This is a genomic window from Clostridium sp., assembly GCF_050717515.1.
Lineage (GTDB): Bacteria > Bacillota > Clostridia > Clostridiales > Clostridiaceae > Clostridium_AD.
Map to the genome: position 1 here is coordinate 1 of NZ_JBOITL010000029.1, position 25,297 is coordinate 25,297.

The 25,297-nt window shown below is 31.9% G+C and carries 18 protein-coding genes and 1 riboswitch; of the genes, 11 read left to right on the plus strand and 7 right to left on the minus strand.

The annotated features are described in order from the left end of the window. Positions 1 to 588 precede the first annotated feature (588 nt). Together ACREV6_RS14245 and ACREV6_RS14250 are read left to right on the plus strand one after the other, a co-directional pair. The gene (locus ACREV6_RS14245; RefSeq protein WP_431578705.1) at positions 589 to 960 is read left to right on the plus strand and encodes a hypothetical protein; all 372 of its coding nucleotides are present in this window, start codon (positions 589 to 591) and stop codon (positions 958 to 960) included. Between the two features lie 312 nt (positions 961 to 1,272). Beyond that, positions 1,273 to 2,211 carry an alpha/beta hydrolase gene (locus tag ACREV6_RS14250; protein WP_431578706.1) on the plus strand — a complete coding sequence of 313 codons (939 nt, stop codon included), beginning with the start codon at positions 1,273 to 1,275 and terminating at the stop codon, positions 2,209 to 2,211. A 191-nt stretch (positions 2,212 to 2,402) separates the two neighbouring features. Here the strand turns inward: ACREV6_RS14250 and ACREV6_RS14255 are convergent, their stop codons facing one another. The 3 genes from ACREV6_RS14255 to ACREV6_RS14265 form a co-directional block, all read right to left on the minus strand. Beyond that, positions 2,403 to 4,169 (minus strand): NADH-dependent [FeFe] hydrogenase, group A6, encoded by a 1,767-nt coding sequence (locus ACREV6_RS14255; protein ID WP_431578707.1) that lies wholly within the window; start codon positions 4,167 to 4,169, stop codon positions 2,403 to 2,405. Positions 4,170 to 4,190: 21 nt separating this feature from the next. Continuing rightward, entirely contained in the window at positions 4,191 to 6,086 is a 1,896-nt protein-coding gene (locus tag ACREV6_RS14260; protein ID WP_431578708.1) for an NADH-ubiquinone oxidoreductase-F iron-sulfur binding region domain-containing protein, read from the minus strand. Positions 6,087 to 6,147: 61 nt separating this feature from the next. Further along, positions 6,148 to 6,627 (minus strand): NADH-quinone oxidoreductase subunit NuoE family protein, encoded by a 480-nt coding sequence (locus ACREV6_RS14265; RefSeq protein ID WP_431578709.1) that lies wholly within the window; start codon positions 6,625 to 6,627, stop codon positions 6,148 to 6,150. A gap of 513 nt (positions 6,628 to 7,140) precedes the next feature. Here ACREV6_RS14265 and ACREV6_RS14270 point away from each other — a divergent pair. The 3 genes from ACREV6_RS14270 to pepF all read left to right on the plus strand — a co-directional run bounded on the left by ACREV6_RS14270 (position 7,141) and on the right by pepF (position 11,464). After that, on the plus strand, positions 7,141 to 8,637 hold the full coding sequence (locus tag ACREV6_RS14270; RefSeq protein ID WP_431578710.1) for a YjjI family glycine radical enzyme: 1,497 nt from the start codon (positions 7,141 to 7,143) through the stop codon (positions 8,635 to 8,637). Further along, positions 8,630 to 9,466 carry a YjjW family glycine radical enzyme activase gene (locus ACREV6_RS14275; protein WP_431578711.1) on the plus strand — a complete coding sequence of 279 codons (837 nt, stop codon included), beginning with the start codon at positions 8,630 to 8,632 and terminating at the stop codon, positions 9,464 to 9,466. Before ACREV6_RS14270 ends, ACREV6_RS14275 begins: the two co-directional genes overlap by 8 nt. A gap of 198 nt (positions 9,467 to 9,664) precedes the next feature. Further along, positions 9,665 to 11,464, plus strand: a complete 1,800-nt coding sequence (pepF, locus tag ACREV6_RS14280) for an oligoendopeptidase F (RefSeq protein ID WP_431578712.1) — start codon at positions 9,665 to 9,667, stop codon at positions 11,462 to 11,464. 560 nt (positions 11,465 to 12,024) lie between these two features. Here the strand turns inward: pepF and ACREV6_RS14285 are convergent. Further along, positions 12,025 to 13,335 (minus strand): APC family permease, encoded by a 1,311-nt coding sequence (locus ACREV6_RS14285; RefSeq protein ID WP_431578817.1) that lies wholly within the window; start codon positions 13,333 to 13,335, stop codon positions 12,025 to 12,027. Positions 13,336 to 13,527: 192 nt separating this feature from the next. Beyond that, a riboswitch (glycine riboswitch) is annotated at positions 13,528 to 13,625 on the minus strand. A 456-nt stretch (positions 13,626 to 14,081) separates the two neighbouring features. Here ACREV6_RS14285 and ACREV6_RS14290 point away from each other — a divergent pair. From ACREV6_RS14290 to ACREV6_RS14300, 3 genes are all read left to right on the plus strand, one after another. After that, positions 14,082 to 15,380, plus strand: a complete 1,299-nt coding sequence (locus ACREV6_RS14290) for a hypothetical protein (RefSeq protein ID WP_431578713.1) — start codon at positions 14,082 to 14,084, stop codon at positions 15,378 to 15,380. A 364-nt stretch (positions 15,381 to 15,744) separates the two neighbouring features. Next, positions 15,745 to 16,497 (plus strand): 5'/3'-nucleotidase SurE, encoded by a 753-nt coding sequence (gene surE / locus ACREV6_RS14295; RefSeq protein WP_431578714.1) that lies wholly within the window; start codon positions 15,745 to 15,747, stop codon positions 16,495 to 16,497. 204 nt (positions 16,498 to 16,701) lie between these two features. Further along, positions 16,702 to 17,562 carry a methyl-accepting chemotaxis protein gene (locus ACREV6_RS14300; RefSeq protein ID WP_431578715.1) on the plus strand — a complete coding sequence of 287 codons (861 nt, stop codon included), beginning with the start codon at positions 16,702 to 16,704 and terminating at the stop codon, positions 17,560 to 17,562. A 324-nt stretch (positions 17,563 to 17,886) separates the two neighbouring features. Here ACREV6_RS14300 and ACREV6_RS14305 read toward each other — a convergent pair whose 3' ends face one another. Further along, positions 17,887 to 18,798 carry a transposase gene (locus ACREV6_RS14305; protein ID WP_431578716.1) on the minus strand — a complete coding sequence of 304 codons (912 nt, stop codon included), beginning with the start codon at positions 18,796 to 18,798 and terminating at the stop codon, positions 17,887 to 17,889. A 262-nt stretch (positions 18,799 to 19,060) separates the two neighbouring features. On the opposite strand from ACREV6_RS14305, the gene ACREV6_RS14310 reads away from it, so the two are divergent. After that, positions 19,061 to 19,423: an ArsR/SmtB family transcription factor gene (locus ACREV6_RS14310; protein ID WP_431578717.1), complete on the plus strand. Its 363-nt coding sequence runs from the start codon at positions 19,061 to 19,063 to the stop codon at positions 19,421 to 19,423. A gap of 82 nt (positions 19,424 to 19,505) precedes the next feature. Further along, complete coding sequence (locus ACREV6_RS14315; protein ID WP_431578718.1) at positions 19,506 to 21,662, plus strand: heavy metal translocating P-type ATPase; 2,157 nt, start codon at positions 19,506 to 19,508, stop codon at positions 21,660 to 21,662. Between the two features lie 73 nt (positions 21,663 to 21,735). On the opposite strand, the gene nagE is transcribed toward ACREV6_RS14315, so the two are convergent. Both nagE and glcT read right to left on the minus strand, forming a co-directional pair. Beyond that, the gene (gene nagE, locus ACREV6_RS14320) at positions 21,736 to 23,136 is read right to left on the minus strand and encodes an N-acetylglucosamine-specific PTS transporter subunit IIBC (RefSeq protein ID WP_431578719.1); all 1,401 of its coding nucleotides are present in this window, start codon (positions 23,134 to 23,136) and stop codon (positions 21,736 to 21,738) included. Positions 23,137 to 23,472: 336 nt separating this feature from the next. Beyond that, positions 23,473 to 24,321, minus strand: coding sequence for a glucose PTS transporter transcription antiterminator GlcT (gene glcT / locus ACREV6_RS14325; RefSeq protein WP_431578720.1), 849 nt, complete (start codon positions 24,319 to 24,321; stop codon positions 23,473 to 23,475). A gap of 235 nt (positions 24,322 to 24,556) precedes the next feature. Here glcT and ACREV6_RS14330 point away from each other — a divergent pair, with 235 nt between their 5' ends. After that, positions 24,557 to 25,288 (plus strand): GntR family transcriptional regulator, encoded by a 732-nt coding sequence (locus ACREV6_RS14330; RefSeq protein WP_431578721.1) that lies wholly within the window; start codon positions 24,557 to 24,559, stop codon positions 25,286 to 25,288. Positions 25,289 to 25,297 lie beyond the last annotated feature (9 nt).

Below are 25,297 nucleotides of genomic sequence, written 5' to 3' on the forward strand. Positions count from 1 at the left end.
ATTTACATTACCCCAGTATTAGTATTGCCCAAAAAATAAAAAATTAGTACAGGAGTAAATTCCCATACTAATTTCTAGTTAGATATACACTTCTAAAGTCATTTACACAAATCTATAAACATTCTCGGTTGAAATTATTATTATAGTGTTTCTTTTGTTATTGCTCAATTGAATCACCTCCTTTTTCCTCTTTACTCCATAATATTTTACAAGTGTTTACTAAATTATAGTTTATTTATACAATAAAAATAACATAAATTTCACCATCCATTTTTCTAAAGGTAGTTTGGTGCTTGATAATGCAGATTTTGTAACTCTAAATCCGAAAAAGTTTTTATATCTTCTTTCAAAATACCAACACTTGGCATATAATAACCTTAAAAATGTATTTATTGCCTTATTATAACACATGCCGCAAAAATATATACAATATCACTATTTATGTCTAACATATCCTAAAATTAAAACGTTAGCGCATATATATATATATGAATGCAATATATTAACTAATGATTTTTCGATAATATTTCAATAATATGGTATAATACTATTAGGGCACAGGCCCCTTAGGCAAAGTATGATATAGGTATGGTGATGATGATGACAATGCTGGGAAAAATAATATATGGTGCTGGAAAACTAGTTGGGAATACTGCTGAGTATAGCATTGAGCTAACGGGTAATGTTGTAGCTAATATAGTAGGGCTTTCAGGTAAGAAGAAGTTGGCTTTAAACACTAAAAAATATAGTACAGTAGTTGGTGGTGTAGTAGGTAAAACTGCAAAAATAGCAGCAGCAATAACTGCGGTTGTAGCAGATACAACTGTTAATGCAACTGTAAATACTGCAAAATATATTGCTGAAAATGCTGTACAAACAAATATACGTATTTATGGGCAATCAGAAAAATTTTATGATGAAGATAAATATATTGAGGTTGAATATAAAACATTGGAATAAAAATGAGTATAGTCTAAAAGACACTATAGTAATATTAATTATATAAATTTAATAATATTGCTTTGCAAATGTATATTTTAGTGATATAATTTTCATTGAGAGTAAATATGAATTATGGCTAAGAGAAATGAGAGCCACACTAACAAGTCTGTTTAACGATAGATTTATTAAGTGTGGTTTTTTGTGTTTATATTTCTTGGATTTAAATTATCGTAAATAAAGAATTAGTTTGTATTGCTTGGTCAAAAGGGTGTAGAATTATTTTAATAAAGTATGGATAGGATATAAAAAATATAATAGGGGGCTGGGGTTATGAAAGCAGAAAATTTTAAGATTAAGGACAAGGGTGACTTAGAGATATTCGTATACAAATGGCTACCTGATGAGAATATAAAAGTTAAAGGGGTAGTTCAGATAGCCCATGGAATGGCAGAAACGGCGGCTAGGTACGAAGGTTTTGCAAGGGCTTTAACAAATGATGGATTTATAGTTTATGCGAATGACCATAGAGGACATGGGAAAACGGCAGGTCAAGTTTCCAAACTAGGAGACTTAGGTGAAGATGGATTTAACTCAATGGTGGAAAATATGCATGGACTAAATGAAAGAATTAGAGAAGAAAATAACAATTTGCCTATGTTTTTATTTGGTCACAGTATGGGATCTTTCTTAACACAAAGATATATTTGTTTATATGGAGGGGACTTAAAGGGTGCAATTATTTCAGGATCTTGTGGCAAGCAGGGAATTACTGTAGATATTGCAAGACTTATAGCAAAGAGAGAGATTAAGAAAATTGGAAGAATAGGCAAAAGTAATAAATTAGATAAATTATCTTTTGGAAATTATAATAATTCTTTTAAGCCAAATAGAACAGCCTTTGATTGGTTAAGTAGGGATAACAAACAAGTGGATAAATATATAGGTGATCCTTTCTGTGGGACTGTTTTTACAGCAGGATTTTTCTATGATTTTCTAGGTGGACTTAAGAGTATAGCTGACCCAAGGGAAATTAAAAATGTTCCTAAAAACTTACCTATTTATATTTTCTCAGGCGATAAAGATCCCGTAGGAAAGAATGGCAAGGGTGTTTTAAAATTGGTTAACACTTATAAAGAACATGGAATGGTGGATTTAACTTATAAGCTTTATAAAGATGGAAGACATGAGATGCTTAATGAGATTAATAAGGAAGAAGTAATTGAGGATGTAATAAAATGGCTTAACGCATCTATAAATAAAATAAATTAAGAATTACTAAGGCGCAGGGAAGCATTTTACACAATATATCCTTTTGTTAGCATAATCTAAGAAAAAATACTTATGTATAAAATTATCATTTTTTTATATTAAAGAAATTTATAATTCTATTAATAGTAGAAAGATATTAAAGAGGCTTATCACATCATCACAAGTGGTAAGCCATTAAATCCCTTGAAATATTACTTAGGTTTATATTGTTTCATCTTTTGATATTTTCGATCCACATAATGAGTATGGAGTAGCTCATGAGCTTTTTCACCATAAGGTTCCCCTAAAAATTCACTATAGAGCTTTTGAATATAGGGGTTTTCATGGGATTTTTTTATGACTTTATTGTCGTCTTCACTGTAAATAGCTTCTATTCTCTTTTTAAGTATATCACTATTACCGTAAATATATGGTTGACCACCCCCACCAATGCAACCACCTGGGCAGGCCATAATTTCGATTATGTGGTAAGTAGATTCACCACTTTTTATAGATTCAAGTAGTTTTCTGGCATTGCCTAGTCCGTTAGTAACTGCTACATTTACATCTGTGTCATTTATTTTAAGAGTTGCTTTTTTAGAGCCTTCCAGTCCTCGTATAGAGTGGAATTGTAATGCTGGACCAGTTTCACCTGTGATCCACTCATAAGCAGTACGCACAGCAGCTTCTAAAACCCCACCGGAAGCTCCAAAGATAACTCCAGCACCTGTGGATTCTCCTAGTGGATTGTCAAAATCATCATCCTCAAGAGAATTAAAGTCAATACCAGCCTCTTTAATCATTTTTGCCAGTTCCCTAGTGGTTATTACAATATCTACATCTCTTAAATTATCGTGTTTTAGTTCATCTCTTGCAGCTTCATATTTCTTGGCAAGGCATGGCATAACAGATACTACTATCATTTTTTTAGGATCTATATTCATTTTCTGCGCAAAATAGGTTTTAGCTATAACGCCAAACATTTCATGGGGAGATTTGCAAGTGGATGGAATATCAAGCATGTCGGGGTAGTCATGTTCTAACATATTTATCCAAGCAGGGCAGCAACTTGTAAGTATAGGTAAGGTACCACCATGTTCTAATCTATGTACAAATTCACTAGCTTCCTCCATTATAGTTAAATCAGCTGCAAAGTCTGTATCAAAAACATAATCAAATCCTAAGGCACGTAGAGCAGATACCATCTTACCAGTTACTAGGGTGCCAGGTTCTAAACCAAATTCTTCTCCAAGAGCAGCTCTTATGGCTGGTGCAGTTTGAACTACAACAATTTTATCCTTAGTATTTATAGCATCCCATACATTGGTAGTGAAGTTTACTTCTGTTAAAGCTGCAGTTGGACATACTGCAACGCACTGACCGCAGAAAGTACAGTTTGTTTCAGCTATAGGTGCATTAAAAGCAGGGGCTACATTGGTTATAAAGCCTCTATTAATTCCAGATAATACCCTGCAGGTCTGGACTTCATTACACATAGTTTCACAACGCCGGCACAAAACACATTTATCTAAGTTTCTTATAATAGAGTAACTTGAATTATCTATTGGATAATGAGACATTTTACCTTCATATCTAATTTCACGAATATCTAGTTCACCTGCTAGTGATTGAAGTTCACAGTGAAGATTTTTTTCGCATAATAAGCATTCTTTAGGATGATTAGAAAGATAGAGTTCAACTATTGTTCTACGTGCTTTTATAGCCCTTATAGAATTAGTTTTTATAACCATTCCGCTGGAAACAGGAGTGGAACAAGCAGGAGCTAAATTTCTGCGTCCTTCTACCTCTACCACACATACTCTGCAGGAACCAGGATCATTTATAGTTTTGTCATCATGAAGCTTAAAATGACATAAGGTAGGTATACGGATATTAAGACTTTTGGCAGCATCTAAAATAGAAGAGCCCTCTGCTACTTCAATTTTTTTATCATTTATAGTTAGAGTTACTAAATTCAAAGTTTTCACCTCTCTTGTGTTTTATTTTCTGATTATGGCATCTACTGGGCATGCCTCATAGCATGAACCACATTTAATGCATCTATCTTGATCAATAACATGTAGCTCTTTAACTTTTCCATGTATACAGGTAACGGGACAAATTTTAGCACAACGAGTGCAGCCTATACACTTGTCTGTTATTTCATACATTAATAAGTCTTTACATACTCCAGCAGGACAGTGTTTATCCCTTATATGAGCATTAAATTCCTCTTCAAAATACCTTAAATTACTAAGAATAGGATTTGGAGATGTTTGACCAAGACCGCAAAGAGAAGTATCTTTGATAATTTGACCAAGCTCCTTTAAATTAGCGATATCTTGCTCCGTAGCCTTACCTTTTGTTATTTTATCTACTATTTCGTATAATCTAGTATTTCCTATTCTACAAGGAGTACATTTACCACAGGATTCTTCTAAAGTGAATTGAAGATAGAATTTTGCAATATCTACCATGCAATTATCTTCATCCATTACAATCATCCCACCAGAACCCATCATGGAACCTATTGAATTTAGTGATTCATAGTCTATTGGTGTATCGAGTAGAGAAGCTGGAATGCATCCACCAGAAGGTCCACCAGTTTGAACTGCTTTGAATTCACGTCCATTTTTAATTCCGCCACCGATATCATATATAATTTCCCGGAGTGTAGTTCCCATTGGGACTTCAACCAGGCCCACATTGTTAATTTTGCCTGCAAGAGCAAAAACTTTAGTTCCTTTAGAGGTTTGTGTTCCTATAGAGCTGAACCATTTTGCGCCTTTATTAATAATTGCTGGTATGCAAGCGAAGGTTTCTACATTATTAACACTGGTAGGTTTATCCCAAAGACCGCTTTGCGCAGGGAAAGGGGGTTTATTTGTAGGTTCTCCACGATAGCCTTCAATGGATTTTATAAGTGCAGTTTCTTCTCCACAAACAAAGGCACCGGCACCATATTTTAATTTTACATCGAAGCTAAAGTTAGTTCCTAAAATATTGTTGCCCAAAACACCGCACTGGCGAGCCTGAACAATAGCTATTTTAAGCCTATCAATGGCGAGTGGATACTCAGCTCTTATATATATAAAACCTAGGGAGGCACCAATTGCGTATCCAGCAATAGCCATAGCTTCTAGCACACTGTGAGGATCGCCTTCTAGTATAGAACGATCCATAAAAGCTCCAGGGTCTCCTTCATCTGCATTACATATAATATATTTTTGATCTGCTTCATATTTCTTGGCGAAAGACCATTTTTTGCCTGTAGGGAAACCACCGCCGCCACGTCCTCGAAGTCCAGAATCAGAAATTAGGCTTATAATATCATCTTGGGACATGCTAGTAATAACTCTGCCCAGGGCCATATAACCTTTTTGCGCGATAGATTCTTTTATATCTTCTGGATTTATAAGACCACAGTTTCTAAGTGCAATTCTGTGCTGCTTTTTATAAAAGGATATTTCATCTTGCCTCTTAACCTTTTGTTTTAAAGTTGGCTCTTCGTATAATAACCTTTCAATTACATTACCTTTAAGCAAATGCTGCTGTACTATTTCCTTCGTATCTTCTGGTTTTACTTCAACATAAAATACATTATCAGGAACTATTTTTACAATAGGACCTTTTTCACAAAAGCCAAAGCAACCTGTTACATGTGCGGTTACTTCAAGCTCTAATCCAACCTCCTTAATTTCTGTGTTTAAGTTATCAATAATAAGGGCGCTATCAGCAGACCTACAACCGGTTCCACCGCAAACTAATATTTCACGCTTACATCTAGTATGTTCTACAATTAACTCTTCCATATGAGAGCATTTTCTAAGTTCCAGTAGTTTCTTAAAATCCTCATGAGCTTTAGAAAGATCTTTAAAAGAATTTATTTTATTCAAGGGCAAATCCTCCTCGCTGTTTTCTGTGGGTAGATAACAGTTCTTAATCGCTATCTCCTTATTATTCTGAGTACTCTTCTAAGATTTTAATTACATCATTAGTTTTAAAATGACCGTAAACTTTACCGTTAACAGTTACTACGGGAGCCAAGCCACAGGCCCCTATACATCGAAGGGTCTCAATGGTATATTTTTTATCAGGGGTAGTTTCACCAGCAGATATATTAAGTCTTCTTTCAAATTCACCTAAAATATCAGCAGCCCCTCGTACAAAGCAAGCAGTTCCAGTGCATACATTTATAACATATTTCCCCCTAGGCACTGTAGTGAAGTATGAGTAAAAAGTTACAACCCCATACACTGAAGCTGTAGGAATATGTAGTTTTTCCCCAATGAAATCCTGAACTTCGTTAGGGAGATAGCCAAATATGTGTTGTGCTTTGTGTAAGACTTCAATTAAAGAACTACGGTCATTAGGTACAGTGTTAATAAAATTCTCTAGTTGTTTGAATTTTTCATTAGGCAAGTTTTCTAAGCACACTATAAGACCTCCTTGTTATTCTCCTGTGTATAAATTGCGTTACATCTAGATATATTTTATACATCAATTTTTTAGAGTGGATATAATTTAATAGTATTTCCAATTTTAAAAGAGATATCCTATGTACGCATTTTACGCGATATATACTTTTGTTAGCATAATCTAAGAAAAAAACCTAATTTTAATAGTTTTAGCAGTTCTTAGTGCAAGTAACGAAGTGAAAAATTTTTATTATATAGGAAACAGCTTGCGGAAGTGGCCGTGGATAACATCTATAGGGTAGAGCTTGTCACTTTTGCCACTTGCCACGTGGGTGGCACTACTCTCCTCCCTTTTGTGCCAGTAAATACAATTATAAAATAATTCCTATCAATTAACAGAGAAAACCTTTGCAAAACCACGGCATTCGATATAAAATATAATTAACAGCATATAATTATTTCAGTTATTTATATGTTAAAAAACCCATTTAAAAATAATGTGGTTAAAATAATTTAAATGGATGGTGTTATAATGAACAACATTTTAGAAATTATTAAAAATGGGACCCTAACCTATGAGCAAAAGGTACTAACTCTTGCACGAGCTGCGGAAGATAGTATAGATGTTTTAAATATTGAAAAAGATACTCAGAAACTTAGAGGTGAGGGAATAATCTGTGATCTTTTTGAAGGACATGCACCTTATAGGCCTAGGTATATAGTACCTAATTACGAGAAATTCATGAAAAATGGAAGTGAGTTTTTAGGCCTGACGCCACCTTTGGATATTTGGGAGGCTACAAATAGTTTATTAATATTATATAATCATGTACCCTCAATTTCTTCATTCCCAGTATATATAGGGAATATTGATTATCTTTTGGAACCCTTTGTGGTTAATGAAGAAGAAGCTTTTCATGCTATAAAATTATTTTTAACACATATAGATAGAACTATAACAGATTCATTTTGCCATGCAAATATAGGACCAAAAGATACTAAAGCAGGAAGATTAATATTAAGGGCAGAAAGAGAACTACAAAATGCAATTCCTAACTTAACTTTAAAATACAGCACAGAAGATACCTCAGATGAGTTTGCTATTGATGCAATTAACACTGCACTAATAACTGCAAAACCAAGCTTTGCTAATCATGAAATGTTTTCAAGGGAATTTGATAACAACTACGCTATAGCTAGTTGTTATAATGGATTAACAATAGGTGGGGGAAGTTATACACTTTCTAGGTTGAATTTAGCGAGCCTGGCTAAAAAAGCAGAAAATGAAGATGAATTTATAAATGTTATATTGCCGGATGCAGTAGAGAAAATGGCTGGGTATATGAAGGAAAGAATTAGATTTTTAGTAGAGGAAAGCGGATTCTTTGAAACTAATTTCCTTGTAAATGAAGGATTAATCCATAAAGATAATTTCACAGCTATGTTTGGCATGTTTGGACTAGCTGAATGTGTGAATTACTTTATTGACGCATCTAAACTAGAAAATAGATTTGGACATGGCGAAATAGCCAATAATTTAGGTTATAAGATTATTGAAAAGCTAGAAACTGAGGTTAATAAATATAATGACCCTCATTGCAGTATATCTAAAGGAAAATATTTATTACATGCTCAAGTGGGTATTGATTCTGATATGGGGATAAGTCCAGGGTGTAGGATTCCTATTGGAGATGAACCTGACCTTCCTCAGCATATAGTTGAAGCGGCTAAATTCCATAAGTTTTTTCCTTCAGGAATTGGTGATATATTTAATTTTGATAGTACAGTTAAAAGTAATCCGAAGTATGTTCTAGATATTATCAAAGGCGCTTTTAAAAAGCAAATGAGATATTTTTCAGCATATTCTACAGATTGTGATGTAATAAGAATTACGGGATACCTTGTAAAAAGATCAGAAATTGAAAAGCTACAAAAGGGACAGCAGGTTCTGCAGGATACAGTAACACTCGGACTTGGAGCAGTTTTGAATCAAAAGGTATTAGACCGAAAGATAAGAAAAAATGATTAAGGGACTAGTTAATCGAATTATTCCCTTTAGCTCCGTGGATGGACCAGGGAATAGAACTGCTATATTTTTGCAAGGGTGTAATTTTAACTGCTCCTATTGTCACAACCCAGAGACTATAAATGTTTGTATTAGCTGCGGGGAATGTGTGAGTGCTTGCCATTATAGTGCATTAGAGTTTAAGGCTCCTAATGTAGTATGGGATAAAACAGTTTGCAGTAAATGTGATGAATGTTTGAAGGCTTGCAAAAGAAACAGTTCGCCTAAAGCACAAAGCATGACTGTAGAAGAAGTTGTGGGGGAAATAGAGAAGAATAAATTTTTCATCTCTGGAATTACTGTCTCAGGTGGCGAGTGTACCCTACAAAGCGAGTTTTTAACAAACCTATTTAGGGAAGTTAAAAAGATGGGGTTAACATGTTTTGTGGATACTAATGGTTCGGTACCACTATGGGAACATAAAGAGCTAGTGGATGTTATGGATATGGCAATGGTAGATATAAAATCCTATAATAATGAGGAACATAAGGAACTTACAGGTATGGGAAACGCTACTGTCATAGAAAATGTAAAATATTTAGCTAAGTTAAATAAAATATTTGAAATTAGAACGGTTATTGTTCCAGAAGTTTTAGATAATTTTAATAATGTAGATAAAATCAGCAAGCTTATTGCAATCTTAAATCCGAATATAAGATACAAACTTATAAAATATAGGCAAATTGGTGTTCGACGGGATAAGATAAACAGTTATACACCTAATGATAAACTCATGAAGGAATTAGGTGAAATAGCGGCGCATAATGGGTGCAAAAATATAGTTGTAGTATAGTTTATATTTAGGCATAAAAAACCAACAAGTCAGTATGTTAATTTGTATATTGGAATATAATACTATAAACCTCACAAAATGTGAGGTTTTTTAGATTGTAGAATTTTTGTAAGTTATATGATAGTATAGATATAATATGTTATCTGCTAATGTAAGTTAGTGGATCTTAAATTTATAAAATGAAAGAAGGAAATTATAGTGAGTGAAGTTAAAAAGCTTAAGACAAGAGACGAAATTAATAGTACGTATAAGTGGAAAGTTGATAAGATGTACGAGAATTCTGTGGCGTGGGAAGAAGATTTTGAAATATTAAAATCTAAAGCCCCAGAAATGAAAAGGTTTTCGGGAAAACTAGTGAGAGCAGAAGATTTATTAGCATTTTTAGAAAGTAATGTAGAGATTGGAAGACTTTTAGAAAAATTGCTTGTGTATGCTCATTTAAGAGGGGACGAAGATACAGCTAAAGCAGAGTTCCAAATTCTTAAGAGTAAGATTGATGCTTACAGCGCAGAAGTTTCTAGTGTCACAGCATTTTTTGTTCCTGAATTATTATCATTACCAGAGGGAGCTATAGATGAGGCGATTAAAAGACTTCCAGCACTTAAACTCTATGAATTCTATTTGAAAGATATTTTAGAGCAAAAGCCTCATATTTTAAGTGCAGAGGGAGAAAAGCTTTTAGCTTCTGTTTCCGATTGTTTAAATGCACCAGGAAATATATTTGGAATGCTTACAAATGCAGATATGACGTTTCCAAGTATAAAAGATGAAAGTGGTAATGAAGTTGAATTAACAGAAGGAAACTATAGTACTTTTATAAAATCAAAGGATAGAAGAGTAAGAAAAGATGCTTTCGATGCACTATTTGGAACCTATAGTGGATTTAAAAATACTTTAACAACCTCTTTAACATCTTCAATAAAGAATTTTATATTTAATGCAAAAACAAGGAATTATACCTGCGCATTAGAAAGTTCTTTAAAGCCAAATAACATCCCGGTAGAGGTTTACCACAATGTGGTGGATACCATAAATAACAATTTATCATCGCTTCATAAATACGTAAGCCTTAAAAAGAAACTGTTAGGACTTTCCGAAATTCATATGTATGATTTATATGTGCCCATAGTTGATGTAGAAGTAGATCATATTGAGTATGAAGATGCTGTTAAAATAGCACTCGAGGGTATTAAGCCACTAGGTCAAGAATATTTAGATATTTTCAAAAAAGGAATTAGTGAAGGATGGGTAGACGCATTTGAAAATAAGGGTAAACGTGGAGGGGCATATTCTTGGGGCTGCTATGACAGTATGCCATATGTACTATTAAATTATAATTACCAATTAAATGATGTATCTACGCTTGCTCATGAAATGGGGCACTCTATTCATTCTTATTATTCAAGAAAGACTCAACCCTATATATATTCTGAGTATGTGTTATTTTGCGCAGAAGTAGCATCAATAACTAATGAATGCCTATTAATAGATTATTTGATTAAAAATGAGACAGACAAGAAGAAAAGATTATTCTTAATAAATCAGCAATTAGAGGGAATAAGAACTACAGTATTTAGACAATGTATGTTTGCAGAGTTTGAAAAAATAACTCATGAAAATATTGAAGAGGGCAATCCATTATCTCCAGAGGATTTATGTAGAATTTACCATGATTTAAACGTAAAATACTTTGGACCAGATATGGTAGTAGATGAGGGAGTAGATATGGAATGGTCAAGAATACCTCATTTCTACAATGATTTCTATGTATATCAATATACTACAGGTTTTGCAGCAGCTAATTCTTTTAGTAAAATGATAGTTGAAGAGGGCGAAAGTGCTGTAGAAAGATACAAAGGATTCCTAAAAAGTGGTGGAAGTGACTATCCAATAAATATACTTAAAAAAGCAGGGGTAGATATGTCTACACCAAAACCTTTAGAAGATACTATAAGAAGATTTGATGAATTATTAGAGATGCTGGAAAAAGAGATGTAAGAGAAGTATAGAAGTTCTCCTACGCGCCTTGCAATAAGAGCTTGAAACTGGAAATTTGATTAAGAAATTCTAATATTTTGCGAATGCAAAATTCTCTGGCGCTCACATTCGGCGTCCTGCCTCAAGTTCGCTAGCCTGCCTTCCTGGCAGGCTCACGAGAATTTTACATTCGCAAAACAAGAATTTCTAAATCAAATTTCAATAGTTTCTGCACTTCTTATTGCAAGTCACTTTGGAGAATTTTCATAATTGCTATTTAGCTACTATTTTAAGAGTACATCTGACAGACATAACTATAACGAAAGAAGCACAGAAATTATTCTGTGCTTCTTTCGTTATAGTTATTATCAACCCATTAGAGGGTTAGGAAAAGTATATATTATGTAAATTGCATATGAGCAAGCTTTAGCAATTCTTAACTAATTTTAATTAAAGATACGTTAAGAAAATTACATGTTTGAGCAGAGCGAGTTTGTAATTTTTAGTATCTTTAATTAAAATTAGTTTAGAATTATTTAGCACAGCGAATTGCAATTGTAATAATATATACTTTTCTATTTTTATTTCTTTCTCTTAATATACCAATATACAGGTAACCCAATTAAAGTTATTGCAAGTCCTATAAGCGCGTTTGAAGTATCAGTCATAAGCGTACTTATTAGTATATATATACCTCCGATAATTCCTATAAGTGGAATTATTGGGTATAATGGTACTTTATAAGGTCTATCTAAATCTTTATGTTTTGTTCTTAAAATAAAGATACCAGCTACTGCCATGGTGAAGAAAATCCATAAAACAAAGGTAACAAGGTTAGTTAATTTATCGAAAGAACCGCTAAAAACATATAAGCAAGCAATTACTACCTCAAATACAAAAGCATTTAATGGAGTTTGATATTTTTCATTAACTTTTCCTATGAATTTGTCAAAGGGTAAAAGCTTATCCTGTGCCATGGCAAAAGGTATTCTAACTCCTGTCATTAGGTAACCATTTAATGTTCCAAAGATTGAAATTAATATACCTGCAGCGATAAATAATGAACCAGATTTTCCGAATAAAACTGTTGCAGCATCAGAAGCTACTTTATTAGAACTTATTACTTCTTTTATAGGAACTATGTTTAGAATTGCTAAATTAAATAATACATACACTATTATAATAACGGATAGCCCAAAAATTATGGACTTTGGTATGTCTTTTTTAGGATTTTTAAGTTCACCTGCTATATTACCTACACCTACCCAGCCATCATATGCCCAAAGTGTTCCAAGCATAGCAGCTTCAAATCCAGCTCCAGCTGTTACATCTCCTACTGGCAGAGAGAAACTGTGAGCGGTTCCTTTTATAAGGCCTAAAGCAATAATAATAAGAATTGGAATTAGTTTTGCAATAGTTGCAACGAATTGAATTTTACTACCAAGTTTTGTTGATATAACGTTTGCAGTTGTAATGATAAAAAGCATTAATATTGCAAATAGTTTTTGTTGCATTGAACTCATAGGTACAAAATTAGTAGCTTGAGTGGCAAGTACTATTGCAAGCGCCGCAGCGGCACCAGGTACATAAACAACGGTTTGTACCCAACCAAATAAAAAGGCGGTTTTTTCTCCATAAAGTTCTTTGAGATATATAAACACACCTCCAGTTTTTGGGATAGCTGCTGCTATTTCAGCTATAGTAAGAGCCGAAGCCATAGTTATAATACCACCTGCTACCCATGCAAGTATTCCTAGGGTTGGAGACCCAGCGTTTTTAAAAACAATGGAAGGTTTAAAGAAAATTCCTGAACCTATAACCATACCTATAACTATGGTAATGGCTTCTAGCAAACCGATTTCTTTCTTTAGTGTTTTTGGTGAATTCTTGATAGAATTTAGCTTTTTCGACGTTTCCAGAATAAATCATCCTTTCTTTTGTTAGCATTGGAGTTAGAGCAATAGAAAATTGGTAGTAATTAAAGACTTCAGAAGATTATTAGGTAGTGTGTATATAGTTTTTTCTTCAAAAAAGTCATTAAAATATATAAAAACAGGGAGTAAAAGGGCAATATAAACAATGCCTTCTTACTCCCTGTCCTTTTATCTGAAAGTTTCCTTAGATAATTATCTAAGTTGCTCCGTTGATGCCACATTTAAGTAGTCTCTCCAGGGGTATGTCAAATTATTGTACAAGGCATTTAATAACAATCACTAGACTATACTAGTCTGTCATTTTTTTAGATGCCTAATACCTGAAAGTTTCAAAATAAACCTTAAGCATAGATTCATTTTTTTCTTCTACGGTTATCCAATGTGGATATCTCCAATAATTATCATCCATAAATATAAATTTTATTATTTCTTTATTATTTTAATAGGAAATATAAATTTAGTCAACAAGATTTTTTAGAATTTTTTACTTTAAAAAGAAATTCATAAGACTATGGGAAGCTATCCATATTATCTACTTAAGAGAGATAAAAGGGAATATATTATAACATTAACATTATATTAAAAATTTGTAGTAAAAGTGAAACATTTTTTCTGTATGTGTCGTCTATTAAGTTAAAGAGTATAAAATTACATGGAAATATTAATAGATTTTACATTAAAAATACAATGTTGGAGGTTTTATTATGAAATTTACGAAGAAAACAATAGCAATATTAACTTTAGGGATATTTATAACTGGAAATTCTATTTTAGCATCTGCAAATACTATGAGCAGTCCAAAGAATGATACTAATTTAAAAATTGAAGCAATTAGTAAAAAGGGGTCACAAATAAATTTTGCAAGTACAGCAGGAATGGTTTCAAATGTGAAATCATCTGAAAGTAGATCTAGTTTTACTATTAAGAATAATAAATCAAATAATGATGAGATTATTCTAAATGTAAATGATGATACTGAGATAATAAGCACAAATGATGGCAAAAAATTAAATATAGGTGACATTAAAGATGGAGTAAAAGTCAAGGCTTATTACGGACCCGCTGTTACTGCCAGCATTCCACCAATGAGTACTGCAAATATGATAATAGTAGAGCAAGGTAAGGAAGAATGTGGATCCTGCAATTATGGAATAATCACTGATGTTTCTTTAATCAAAGAAAGCAAAGAAAACCCAAAAGATAAAAAAGATAAAGAAATTAGAGCATTTATGGATGGTGAAACAGATACTAATCTTATCGTAAGTGAAAAAACTGAAATTATAGATAATGAAACTGGTAAGGTTGTAAGCTATAAAGATATAAAAAATGGTACTAGAGTTATAGCCTATTATAATATTACTACTATGAGTATGCCACCGATAGCAACTCCTAAAAAAGTTGTTATACTGTCTAACCCAAAAGATAAAGAATCAAGTACTACAGCTACGGGAGTGATTAGTGATATCAATGTTCTCCAAGCAAGCAAAAATGAGATTATGGTATTGGTTAAGGGAGAAAAATCTAAAGATAATATATATGGCGACATAAGCTTTATTATAAATTCTAAAACTCAAATTATAAGCGAGAACAGTGGTAATGAATTAACAATAGAGGCAATTAAAAATGATGCAAATGTGAAAGTTTACTATAATGGGGTGCTTTCTAAAAGTCTACCACCAATAGGAGTTGCCAAAAAAATAGTTATTAGTGAACCAAAACATGAAATGGGCATAATTGGAAACATAGATAATGTTTATACATCAGAAGATAAAAAAGATAGTAGAATTGAAATAAAAGGTGAAAGAATAGGGGAAAGTGGCTTTGATAATATTATTCTTAATATAAGTCAAAAAACTAAAATTGTAGATTTTAAAACAGGTGTAGAACTAAAAGTACATGATATTAAGAAAGATTCTAAAGTTGCAGCATATTATGGTGGAAAATTAACAAGAAGTATACCACCAATTGGATTTGCAGAAAAAATTGTTTTAATAAAGCAATAAGACACAAAGAACTATAAAAATATTGCAGCTTCGAAAAAGATTAACAGCTGCGCAGAGGACGAGTTAAACTGGTACCTATAGACTTGACACTTTGAAAAAGTGTTTGAGCTATAGGTATTTTTTGTATTTGGAAGTTTTATTTTAACTAATGATAATCAAGTACAAATATAAATTAATACTTGCCCATAGATATCTATTGTTATTATATATATAATATAAGATAGGATAGCTTAAGTTAATGAGTTCTTAAAAATTAACAAAATCATTTTAATACATAATACTTAAATAATGTATTAATTAGTTTAGCTGATAAAAGTTAGTAATTATTAAGAAACATGGTGAATTATTAAAGGGAGGAATGAAAATGAGATTATTGCTTACCAATGACGATGGTATAAATGCAAAAGGGATATATGCACTAGCAAAAGAACTAGAAAAAACTCATGAAGTAATTATCGTAGCACCAGATAATGAAAGAAGTGCCTGCGGACATTCAATAACACTTTCAAGGCCGCTCATTGTAAAAGAAAATAGGCTAGAGGGATTAAAATCAAAAGCTTTTAGTGTGGATGGAACACCGGCTGATTGTGTAAAGATTGCAATTAATAAGCTTATTGAGGGTAAAATAGATATGGTAGTATCAGGAATCAATAAAGGATTAAATTTGGGTACCGATGTTCTATATTCTGGTACAGTTTCTGCAGCTATAGAAGCAGCTATTTATAAAGTACCATCTATGGCAATTTCTATGCAGATTAATAAAAATGTTGAAAACTATGAAATGGCTGCTGTATATGCTGGAGAAATATTGCTTAGGGCTAAGAAGAATAACATTAAGAGTGATATTGTGCTAAATGTAAATGTCCCACTACTAAAAGAGAATGAAATAAAAGGAATTAAAGTATGCAAAATTGGAAGTAGGTTATATAACAACACTTATATAGAAACTATAGGAGAAAATAACGAAACTCATTATGAAATTAAGGGCGAATTAAAAGATATTCATGAGGATGATTCCGACACGTTATATTTTAAACAAGGGTATGTCACTGTAACACCACTTCATTATGATTTAACTAATTTTAAAATATTAAATGATGTAAGTGAATGGTTTTAATTTTATCCAAAAGAGGCTCTTGATAACTATAAGCTCCTTTTTAAAAAAAAATTGTATATATGCAAAGAAAATTTGCCATATACTTTTATAATATGTTATCATTATACTAAAATTATGAAATATTTACATATGAAGTAAAATATTGATTAATTGTAGTTTGTGTTTTGGAAGAAAAAATTATATTAAAATATTGGGGGGAAAAAAGTGATCAATAAAATATTATTAAAAGAAACTGAAAATACAAATGATACACACAAAGTAATAAAATGTTTTGAAGAAATACTAGATCAATTACCTGCATTATTCGAGGATGAGATTGCTTTTACATTAACAAATAAAGAGCGGTTTGTTAAGTTTGTTGAAAGTGAAAATATGCCTGCCTATTCTGAAGTGGGAAAAGTGATTCCTAAGGGTGAAGCACTAAGAGAAGTTATAGAAAGTGGTAAAATGAAAGCCTTTACAGTTGACGATTATAATAATATGAGCATTAGAGTAGTAGCAATTCCATTAAAGGACGAGCATGGTAAAGTGGTAGGTGCAATATCCTATGGTAAAAATTTAGCTAATAGTACTAGGGTTACTAAAATGTCTGTGGACTTATCAAATGCAACTGCATCTATATTAAAAGTGGCAAATGGGATTAATAATGATATACAAAATATTAGAGAAATAAACACTAAGGTTGTAGAAGAAGTGAAAAACACTTCAAATCAATGCAATAATACGGATGACATAATTAAGTTTATCGAAGGTATAGCAAAACAAACAAATCTGCTAGGGTTAAATGCTGCAATAGAAGCATCTAGAGCAGGTGAGCTTGGAAAAGGATTTGGTGTTGTAGCATCTGAAATAAGAAAGTTATCTGGATCTAGTACCCAATCTATAACTGAAATCAATACTATACTAAAAAGTATTAAGGATTCAGTAGGCAAAGTAGAAAAAATTATTGGTATTTCTATGACTTCCGCTGAAAAACAAGAAGAAGCCATAACTCAAATAGTTAATTCTGTAAAAGAGCTAAATAATAGTGCAGAGATTTTGGCTAAAATGGCAAGCAAATTATAGAAAGAAATAGGGACGGTTAACAATTATTTATCCTTTATTTAGGTACATGTTTTCTATGAAAACTTGTACCGTTTTGAATAGTAAATTCATTTACTATTATCTTAGTATGATTATTTTCGTATTATAAAATAGATAATATAATATTTTTGTATGCTTGTCCCAATTTACCTAACAAAAAATATTTATCTAATTTCTGCAAAAAAAATATTTATTACAATTGATTACTAAATGTATAGCTAAGATACATAATTAAAATGGATATTACTAGCTATGATTAGATTAAATAATAAGCCTAATATTTAAATACATGTAAATGGATCAATACTAAGTATAACATTTAATAAAATCTCCAATAATATTTTCATATTTTTCGTCAGTTCCCATTAATTCAATACCGATACTACTTAATTGGGATAATCTAGCTTGTGTAATGTTTCCAAGTGCACCGGATATATCGTTGAAATTAAAATTGCAAAGACTCCTCATTAAAACAACTGTTAAGGCCTTTGCTCCTACAAGCTTTCTACTGTACTTAGTATTAAGGTGAAACTTTGATATATTCATTTTTGATGCTATAAAGTCTATTATATCTTCAGATGTGAAATTTCTTACAAGGATTTTTCTCCCACTTCGATATTCTGTTTTTTCATCTTGAAATTCAAATTCTTCTTTTAATTTTTCGTCGTTACATCCCCAAACATGACTATAGTAACTTTCCCTTGCGGTATCAAGGTCATTACCAAAAAAACCCATAACAAATTTATAATCAACTATGCTTAAATGGTCCCGTCTTTTTCCAATATATATTCCTAAACTGGAAAAAGCATATTTTTCAGGACAATCTTTAAATTCACCTATATCTTTAGGATTATTATGTATATATAATGATACGGTCCTCAAGTATTTTTCATTATCAACAATCTTACTCTTAAATCTATCTTTAAAAAGAGGCCCTTCTGTTTTATATTTTTTATTATAGTACATTGCATAAGAAAAATTTATTCCATGCATAACTTTTGATATATCTGCTCCATTAGCATCAACCAATAAATGTGAATGGGTATCCATAAGACAGTACCCGTAAATTTTAACTTTATAGAGCTTTTTATACTTCTTTACAAGGGATAAGTATTTTTCTTTATCATCACAATCCCTGAATAAGGTTACCTCGCTGATACTTTTACATATAATATGATATATAGCGTCAGCTGCTTTCAATCTTGCCTTTCTTGCCATAAAAATCACCTCTCTACACAAACTTTTCTCTGAATTATTGCCAATGTTCCCATAGTATATTCATGTGTTGAAGCTAATTGTTTAATATTTGTTAACCGTCCCCAAGCATTACCCAGGCATTATATTTATATTCTTAGGAAAATAGTTTAAGAAATTGTTAACCGTCCCCCGTCTCTGGTTAGTGTTGACAAGTACTAATTCCTGCAATATAATATAACATATGAACAACAATTCATGTGTTCATATGAATGGAGGGAAATAAATGGTGAAAAAAATAGAGTTTTGTACTTGTTCTACTATACATGAAGATGTGGTGGAAAAAGTTAGAAAATCAATACCACAAGAAGAAACACTGTATGAATTAGCGGATCTTTTTAAAGTTTTTGGTGATAGTACAAGGATTAAAATTCTTTGTGTGTTATTCCAAACTGAAATGTGTGTTTGCGATATAGCGGCGCTTATTAATATGACCCAATCAGCTATTTCGCATCAACTTCGTGTTCTTAAAAACGCTAGACTTGTGAAGCATAGACGCGAAGGTAAGGTTGTGTACTATTCCTTGGATGACGAGCATGTTAAACAAATTTTTGATCAAGGACTTATACACATAAAAGAATTAAAATAATATTCTATTACTATAAAGTAAAATACATAATGTAGAGTACATAATGTAGAGTACATAAAAAAATTTGTAAGAGGGGGAGAAAATGGAGACTATAATAAAAAGAGAATTCATTTTAGAAGGGCTAGGTTGTGCTAATTGTGCAAATAAAATTGAAACTAATTGCAAAAAAATAGAGGGAGTAATGGATGCAAATCTAAATTTTATTAATAAAAAATTAGTAATTAATTTTCAAAGCGAAGATAAAGTATTAGTAATTATTGAGGAAATAAAAAAAATAGTTAAGAGGATAGAACCTAATGTTGTGATTATACCAAACAATAAAAATACATTTAAACAGGAGGAAAAAGGTCATAATCATAGCCATACTAAAGAGGAACCAGGAGATGATAAAAATAAAATCATTGCAGTTTCTATAGGTGTAGTAATTTTTATCATAGCAATTGTATTTAAATTAGACTATTGGGTTGAATTTGGTTTATTTTTTATAAGTTATTTATTAATTGGTGGAGAAGTCCTTCTAATAGCCCTGAAAAATATATTAAGAGGCCAAGTGTTTGATGAAAATTTCTTAATGGCACTGGCTACTGTGGGAGCATTTTCTATTGGAGATTTTGCGGAAGGCGTTGGGGTTATGCTTTTTTACCAAGTAGGAGAACTCTTTCAAGATATAGCTGTAAATAAATCAAGAAAATCTATATCTGCACTTATGGATATAAGGCCAGATTATGCAAATAAAAAGATTAAAGGTGAAATTGTTAAAGTAGATCCGGAAGAGGTACACATTGGAGATGTTATAGTAGTAAAGCCAGGAGAAAAAGTGCCTTTAGATGGAATGGTAATAGAAGGCAAGTCCTTAGTAGATACAGCTGCCTTAACTGGCGAATCAGTTCCAAGACAAGTTGTGAGTGGGGATGACATTTTAGCTGGGTGCATAAATAAAAATGGATTATTAACTATAGAAGTAAAAAAGGAATTTGGAGAGTCAACTTTGGCTAAAATTTTGGATTTAGTGCAAAATGCTAGCAGTAAAAAAGCACCAACGGAAAATTTTATAACAAAATTTGCAAGGTATTACACACCAGTTGTAGTTATAAGTGCAATTATTCTTGCAGTAATGCCACCTCTTTTAATACCTGGTGCTACTTTCTCTGAGTGGATATACAGAGCATTGGTATTTTTAGTAGTATCTTGTCCTTGTGCACTGGTGATATCTATTCCACTTGGATTCTTTGGAGGAATAGGTGGTGCATCTAAAAGTGGAATATTGGTTAAAGGTGGAAACTACTTGGAGGCATTAAATAGTGTTGAAGTGGTGGTTTTTGATAAGACAGGAACATTAACTAAAGGAGTATTTGTGGTTACAGAAATACATGAAGAAAGGGAAATTAGCAAAGATGAGTTATTAGAATATTTAGCCCATGCAGAAAGCAATTCAAATCATCCTATTGCCACTTCTATATTAAAAGCTTATGGCAAAGAGATATGTAAAGAAGACATTGAAGATGTTTACGAAATAGCTGGCAAAGGGATTAGAGCTGTGGTAAAAGGAAAATATGTGCTAGCTGGTAATTCTAAGTTAATGGATAGTGAGAAAATTTCCTATAGTAAAGCTGAAAATGTAGGAACTGTAATATATGTAGCTATAGACAAGAAATATGCGGGTAGCATTGTAATTTCTGATGAGATAAAAGAAGACTCCATTCGCGCCGTAGCTAGTTTAAAGGCTATGGGTGTTAAGAAAATAGTAATGCTTACGGGGGATAATAAGGACATAGCCGAGAGTATTGGAAGAACATTAGGCGTAGATGAAGTTTACTCGCAGCTTCTTCCACAGGAGAAGGTTGAGAAGTTAGAAATGTTACAAAAGGAAAAGTCTCCTAAAGGAAAGATAGTATTTGTAGGTGATGGCATTAATGATGCTCCGGTACTTGCAAGAGCAGATGTAGGAATAGCAATGGGGGGAGTAGGTTCTGATGCTGCAATAGAAGCTGCAGATATAGTGATAATGACTGATGAACCTTCAAAAATTGCTGAAGCTATTGTGATTGCTAAAAGAACAAAGAGGATTGTTATGCAAAATATTGTATTTGCACTAAGTGTAAAAGCGGCTATTTTGATATTGGCGGTTTTTGGAATTTCTACCATGTGGGAAGCTGTTTTCGGAGATGTAGGAGTTGCTCTAATTGCAGTGTTAAACTCTATGAGAGCCATGAAGGTTAGCCACATTTCAGCACCCTAAGGGATGATTTAAATCTAAAGACAGAAAAAAGGTTAACAAGAACACAAAGTTCTTGTTAACCTTTTTGTAAGGTCTACTGCTTCATAGCAGCTTTCATATGAGTAACTAGTGGGTCAGCAATGGTACCAACTATGATTTGATAATTATTGCTTCCAATTTTCATAATAGCAGTAGCACCAAGTTCTTTTAGTCTAGCTTCATTTACAAGAGAATTGTCCTTAATAGTTAATCTTACTCTTGTAATACAAGCATCTATATTTTCTATATTTGATTTACCTCCAATAGCTTCTAACATACTAATAGCTCTAAGACCTAACTCAGAAGTGTTTAGTTTAGCTAATGGAGCAGATATTTCTTCATTTCCTCTACCTGGAGTACTTAAGTTGAACTTCTTAATAAAGAAGTAGAAAACAAAGTAATAAATAACACCAAATATTAAACCTATTATTAATAAAAGTATTGGCTTACTTGCGATTCCAAAGCTTATTACATAATCAATTACACCTGCAGAGAAACCAAAACCAGATTTAACTCCTAAAGCAGAGGTTATAGCAAAAGATGCTCCCGTTAATATTGCATGGACTGCATATAGTCCTGGTGCAATAAACATGAATAAGAATTCAATTGGTTCTGTAATACCAGTTAGGAAAGCAGTAAAAGCAATACCAAGAAGCATTCCAGTTACAGCTTTTCTATTTTCTTTTTTAGCTGTAGCTATCATTGCAAGACATGCAGCAGGAAGGCCAAACATCATAATTGGGAAAAAGCCTGTCATAAATGTACCGGCAGTTGGATCTGAATTAAAAAATCTAGTCATGTCTCCTGTAAATACTTTACCAGCAGCATTCGTAAAGGTACCAAACTGTACCCAAATAGGTATGTTCATAACATGGTGTAGTCCAAAGGGAAGAAGTATTCTATTTAGGACGCCATAGAAAAAGGCACCTATAGAACCAGATTGTGCAATAGCATTCCCGGCATTATTAATAACACCTTGAACATGTGGCCAAATATAACCAACGCCTACACCTATAATTAAAGTGTAAAAGGATGTTATAATTGGAACAAAACGTTTACCGCCAAAGAAACCTAAGAAATCTGGAACTCTTATACTCTTATACTTGTTGTATAGGTAACCAGCTAATATACCAACAATAAAGCCTGCTAGTACACCCATATCTATCGTAGCATTAAAAGTGACAGCAACTTTAGTTAATACAAAATAACCAACTGCAGCTGCAAGACCGGCAACTCCATTATTATCATCAGCAAGTCCTATAGCTATACCGATAGCAAAAATTATAGGAAGATTGCCAAAAATAGCATCTCCAGCAGCAAACATCCATTTAATATTAAATACATCTTTAGATCCTAATCGTAATAGTAGTGCAGCGGCAGGCATAACTGCAACTGGCATCATCATTGCTTTTCCAAGTCTCTGGAGATTTGATGAAAATTTCTTTTTTATAGACATTTTATTACCTCCTAGTGTTTTTTTTGTGGATAAAATTATTAATAGAGGTGTAAAGATATTGTTAAAGTATTATTTCGTGCTAACAATATTTAAGAAATCTAACACCAGATATACATAGTTATTAAAGCATCATAGTTTATAAAAACACAAACAAAAAAAGAGCTTGAAAGGATATACCTTTCAGCTCTTGCCCTTATATCGGTTACACGCTGATATCGAAAATTATATATTAATAAAAGCTTGTATTTTTAATAACTTTATTATAGTATATAAATTAATAGTTGTAAAGATATACTTTTATTAAATAAATTAAAAAAATCTAGGCAATAATGTAATTTAGTAGGCAGGGTTAAATTTCTCTATATGTACAGCAAGGTACGCAATTTCTTCATCTGATACATTTAAATGTAATTCAGACTCTATAAGATTACTAACTTTTTGTGCTAAAGTATAAGAAGCACTATATTGTTTTTTTATAACATCAAACAATTCATTTTTGATAGGTGTATTGTTAAGTAGCCTCTCAATAGCAAATCGAATATGAGTTATGAATCTTGCATAGTCAATTGATTGTTTGTCAATTTGTATATTTAAATTATCTTCGATTAACTCTATGATTGAATTAGATAAGAAAGCATATTTTATAGTGTTTGATAGCTTACCATTATTTCTAGCTGAATGAATATGTAGTGTAATAAAGCCTATCTCACCATCAGGAATTATTATATTCATCTTCTTTTCAAGCATGGAAACAGCTTTTTTAGCTATTTCGAATTCTCTTTTATATAGTGTTTCAGTTTCCACCAAAAATGGATTTTCAATTTCATCATTTTGTTTAAGCCTCTTTAAGGTAAATGCAACATGGTCTGTAAGGGAAATATGTATTTTTTCATTTAGTTCTTCATTAAGTTCTTTTGATATCATAAATATAATTTCTTCACATAGGCCAATTAATTCATTATCTACAGTAGTTACAAGTTCTTTAAAATTATGATAATTAGTTTTATCATCCAAAGAAAAAATTTTATCAATTTTTGTGTTTGAAGAAAGTATATCACCAAAATGTTTACCAAAACCTAATCCTTTTCCAAATAGTATTTTTTCTTTGTTTTTTTGTGTAACTAATAGAACATTATTATTGAATACCTTTTCTATGGTATAGTCAGTTTTAAAAAGAAAATTCATAAAGGTGATACCTCCCGTATTTCACTAAAATAGATAATGATTAATAATAATATTTTATCTTTACTAATATACTATTATATATTCAAAAGAATAATGAAATTTTATTTATTAACTTAAATAGGTTGTAAAACAAATGTATTTGAAATATAATTGGTATATACAACATAACAACATGATAACATATTGACTACAGGTATGTATATAAAAATTTATTGCTAATTGAGGAGGAAAGGTTTTGAAAAAAATTTCAAAGGATAATCCCATACCACTTCATTACCAAATAAAAGAGATTCTACAAGAAATGATAGAAAATGAAGTTTTAAAGCCAGGAGAATTGATTCCAACAGAAAGAGAGCTTTGTGAAATTCAAGGTGTTAGCAGAATGACAGTAAATAAGGCTATTATGTCCTTAGTAAATGAGGGGTTAGTTTATAGAGAACAGGGAAAAGGAACTTTTGTGTCTATTGCAAAGGTTAATCGTGAAATATCACAGCTTAAAGGGTTTACTGAACAAATGCAAGAAAATGGAGTGGTATCAAAAACTAAAATATTATCATTTAAGGTTATAGAAGCAACAAAAAAATATAAACATGAACTGAAAATGCCTGAAGATGAAAATAAAATAATTGAAATTAAAAGAGTTAGATTTAGTGATAATCAACCAGTAGCCATTGAAACAGCATGGCTTCCATGTTATTTATTTAAGGGTATGACTAGAGAGATAATTGAAAATAAATCGCTATATGATATATTTCGCGAAAAGTATGGGTATCACCCAGATAAAGCCAAACAAACTATTGAACCTACAATGTTAAATCAATATGAAAGCAATCTGTTAAATCAAGAAAATTCTGCTTTAGCATTAATATTTAGGCGCACCACCTATTTAGAAAATGGAACTCCAATTGAATATACCAAAGCTATCTATAGAAGCGATAAGTATAAGTATCAAATAATTTTAAATTAAGATGAAAAT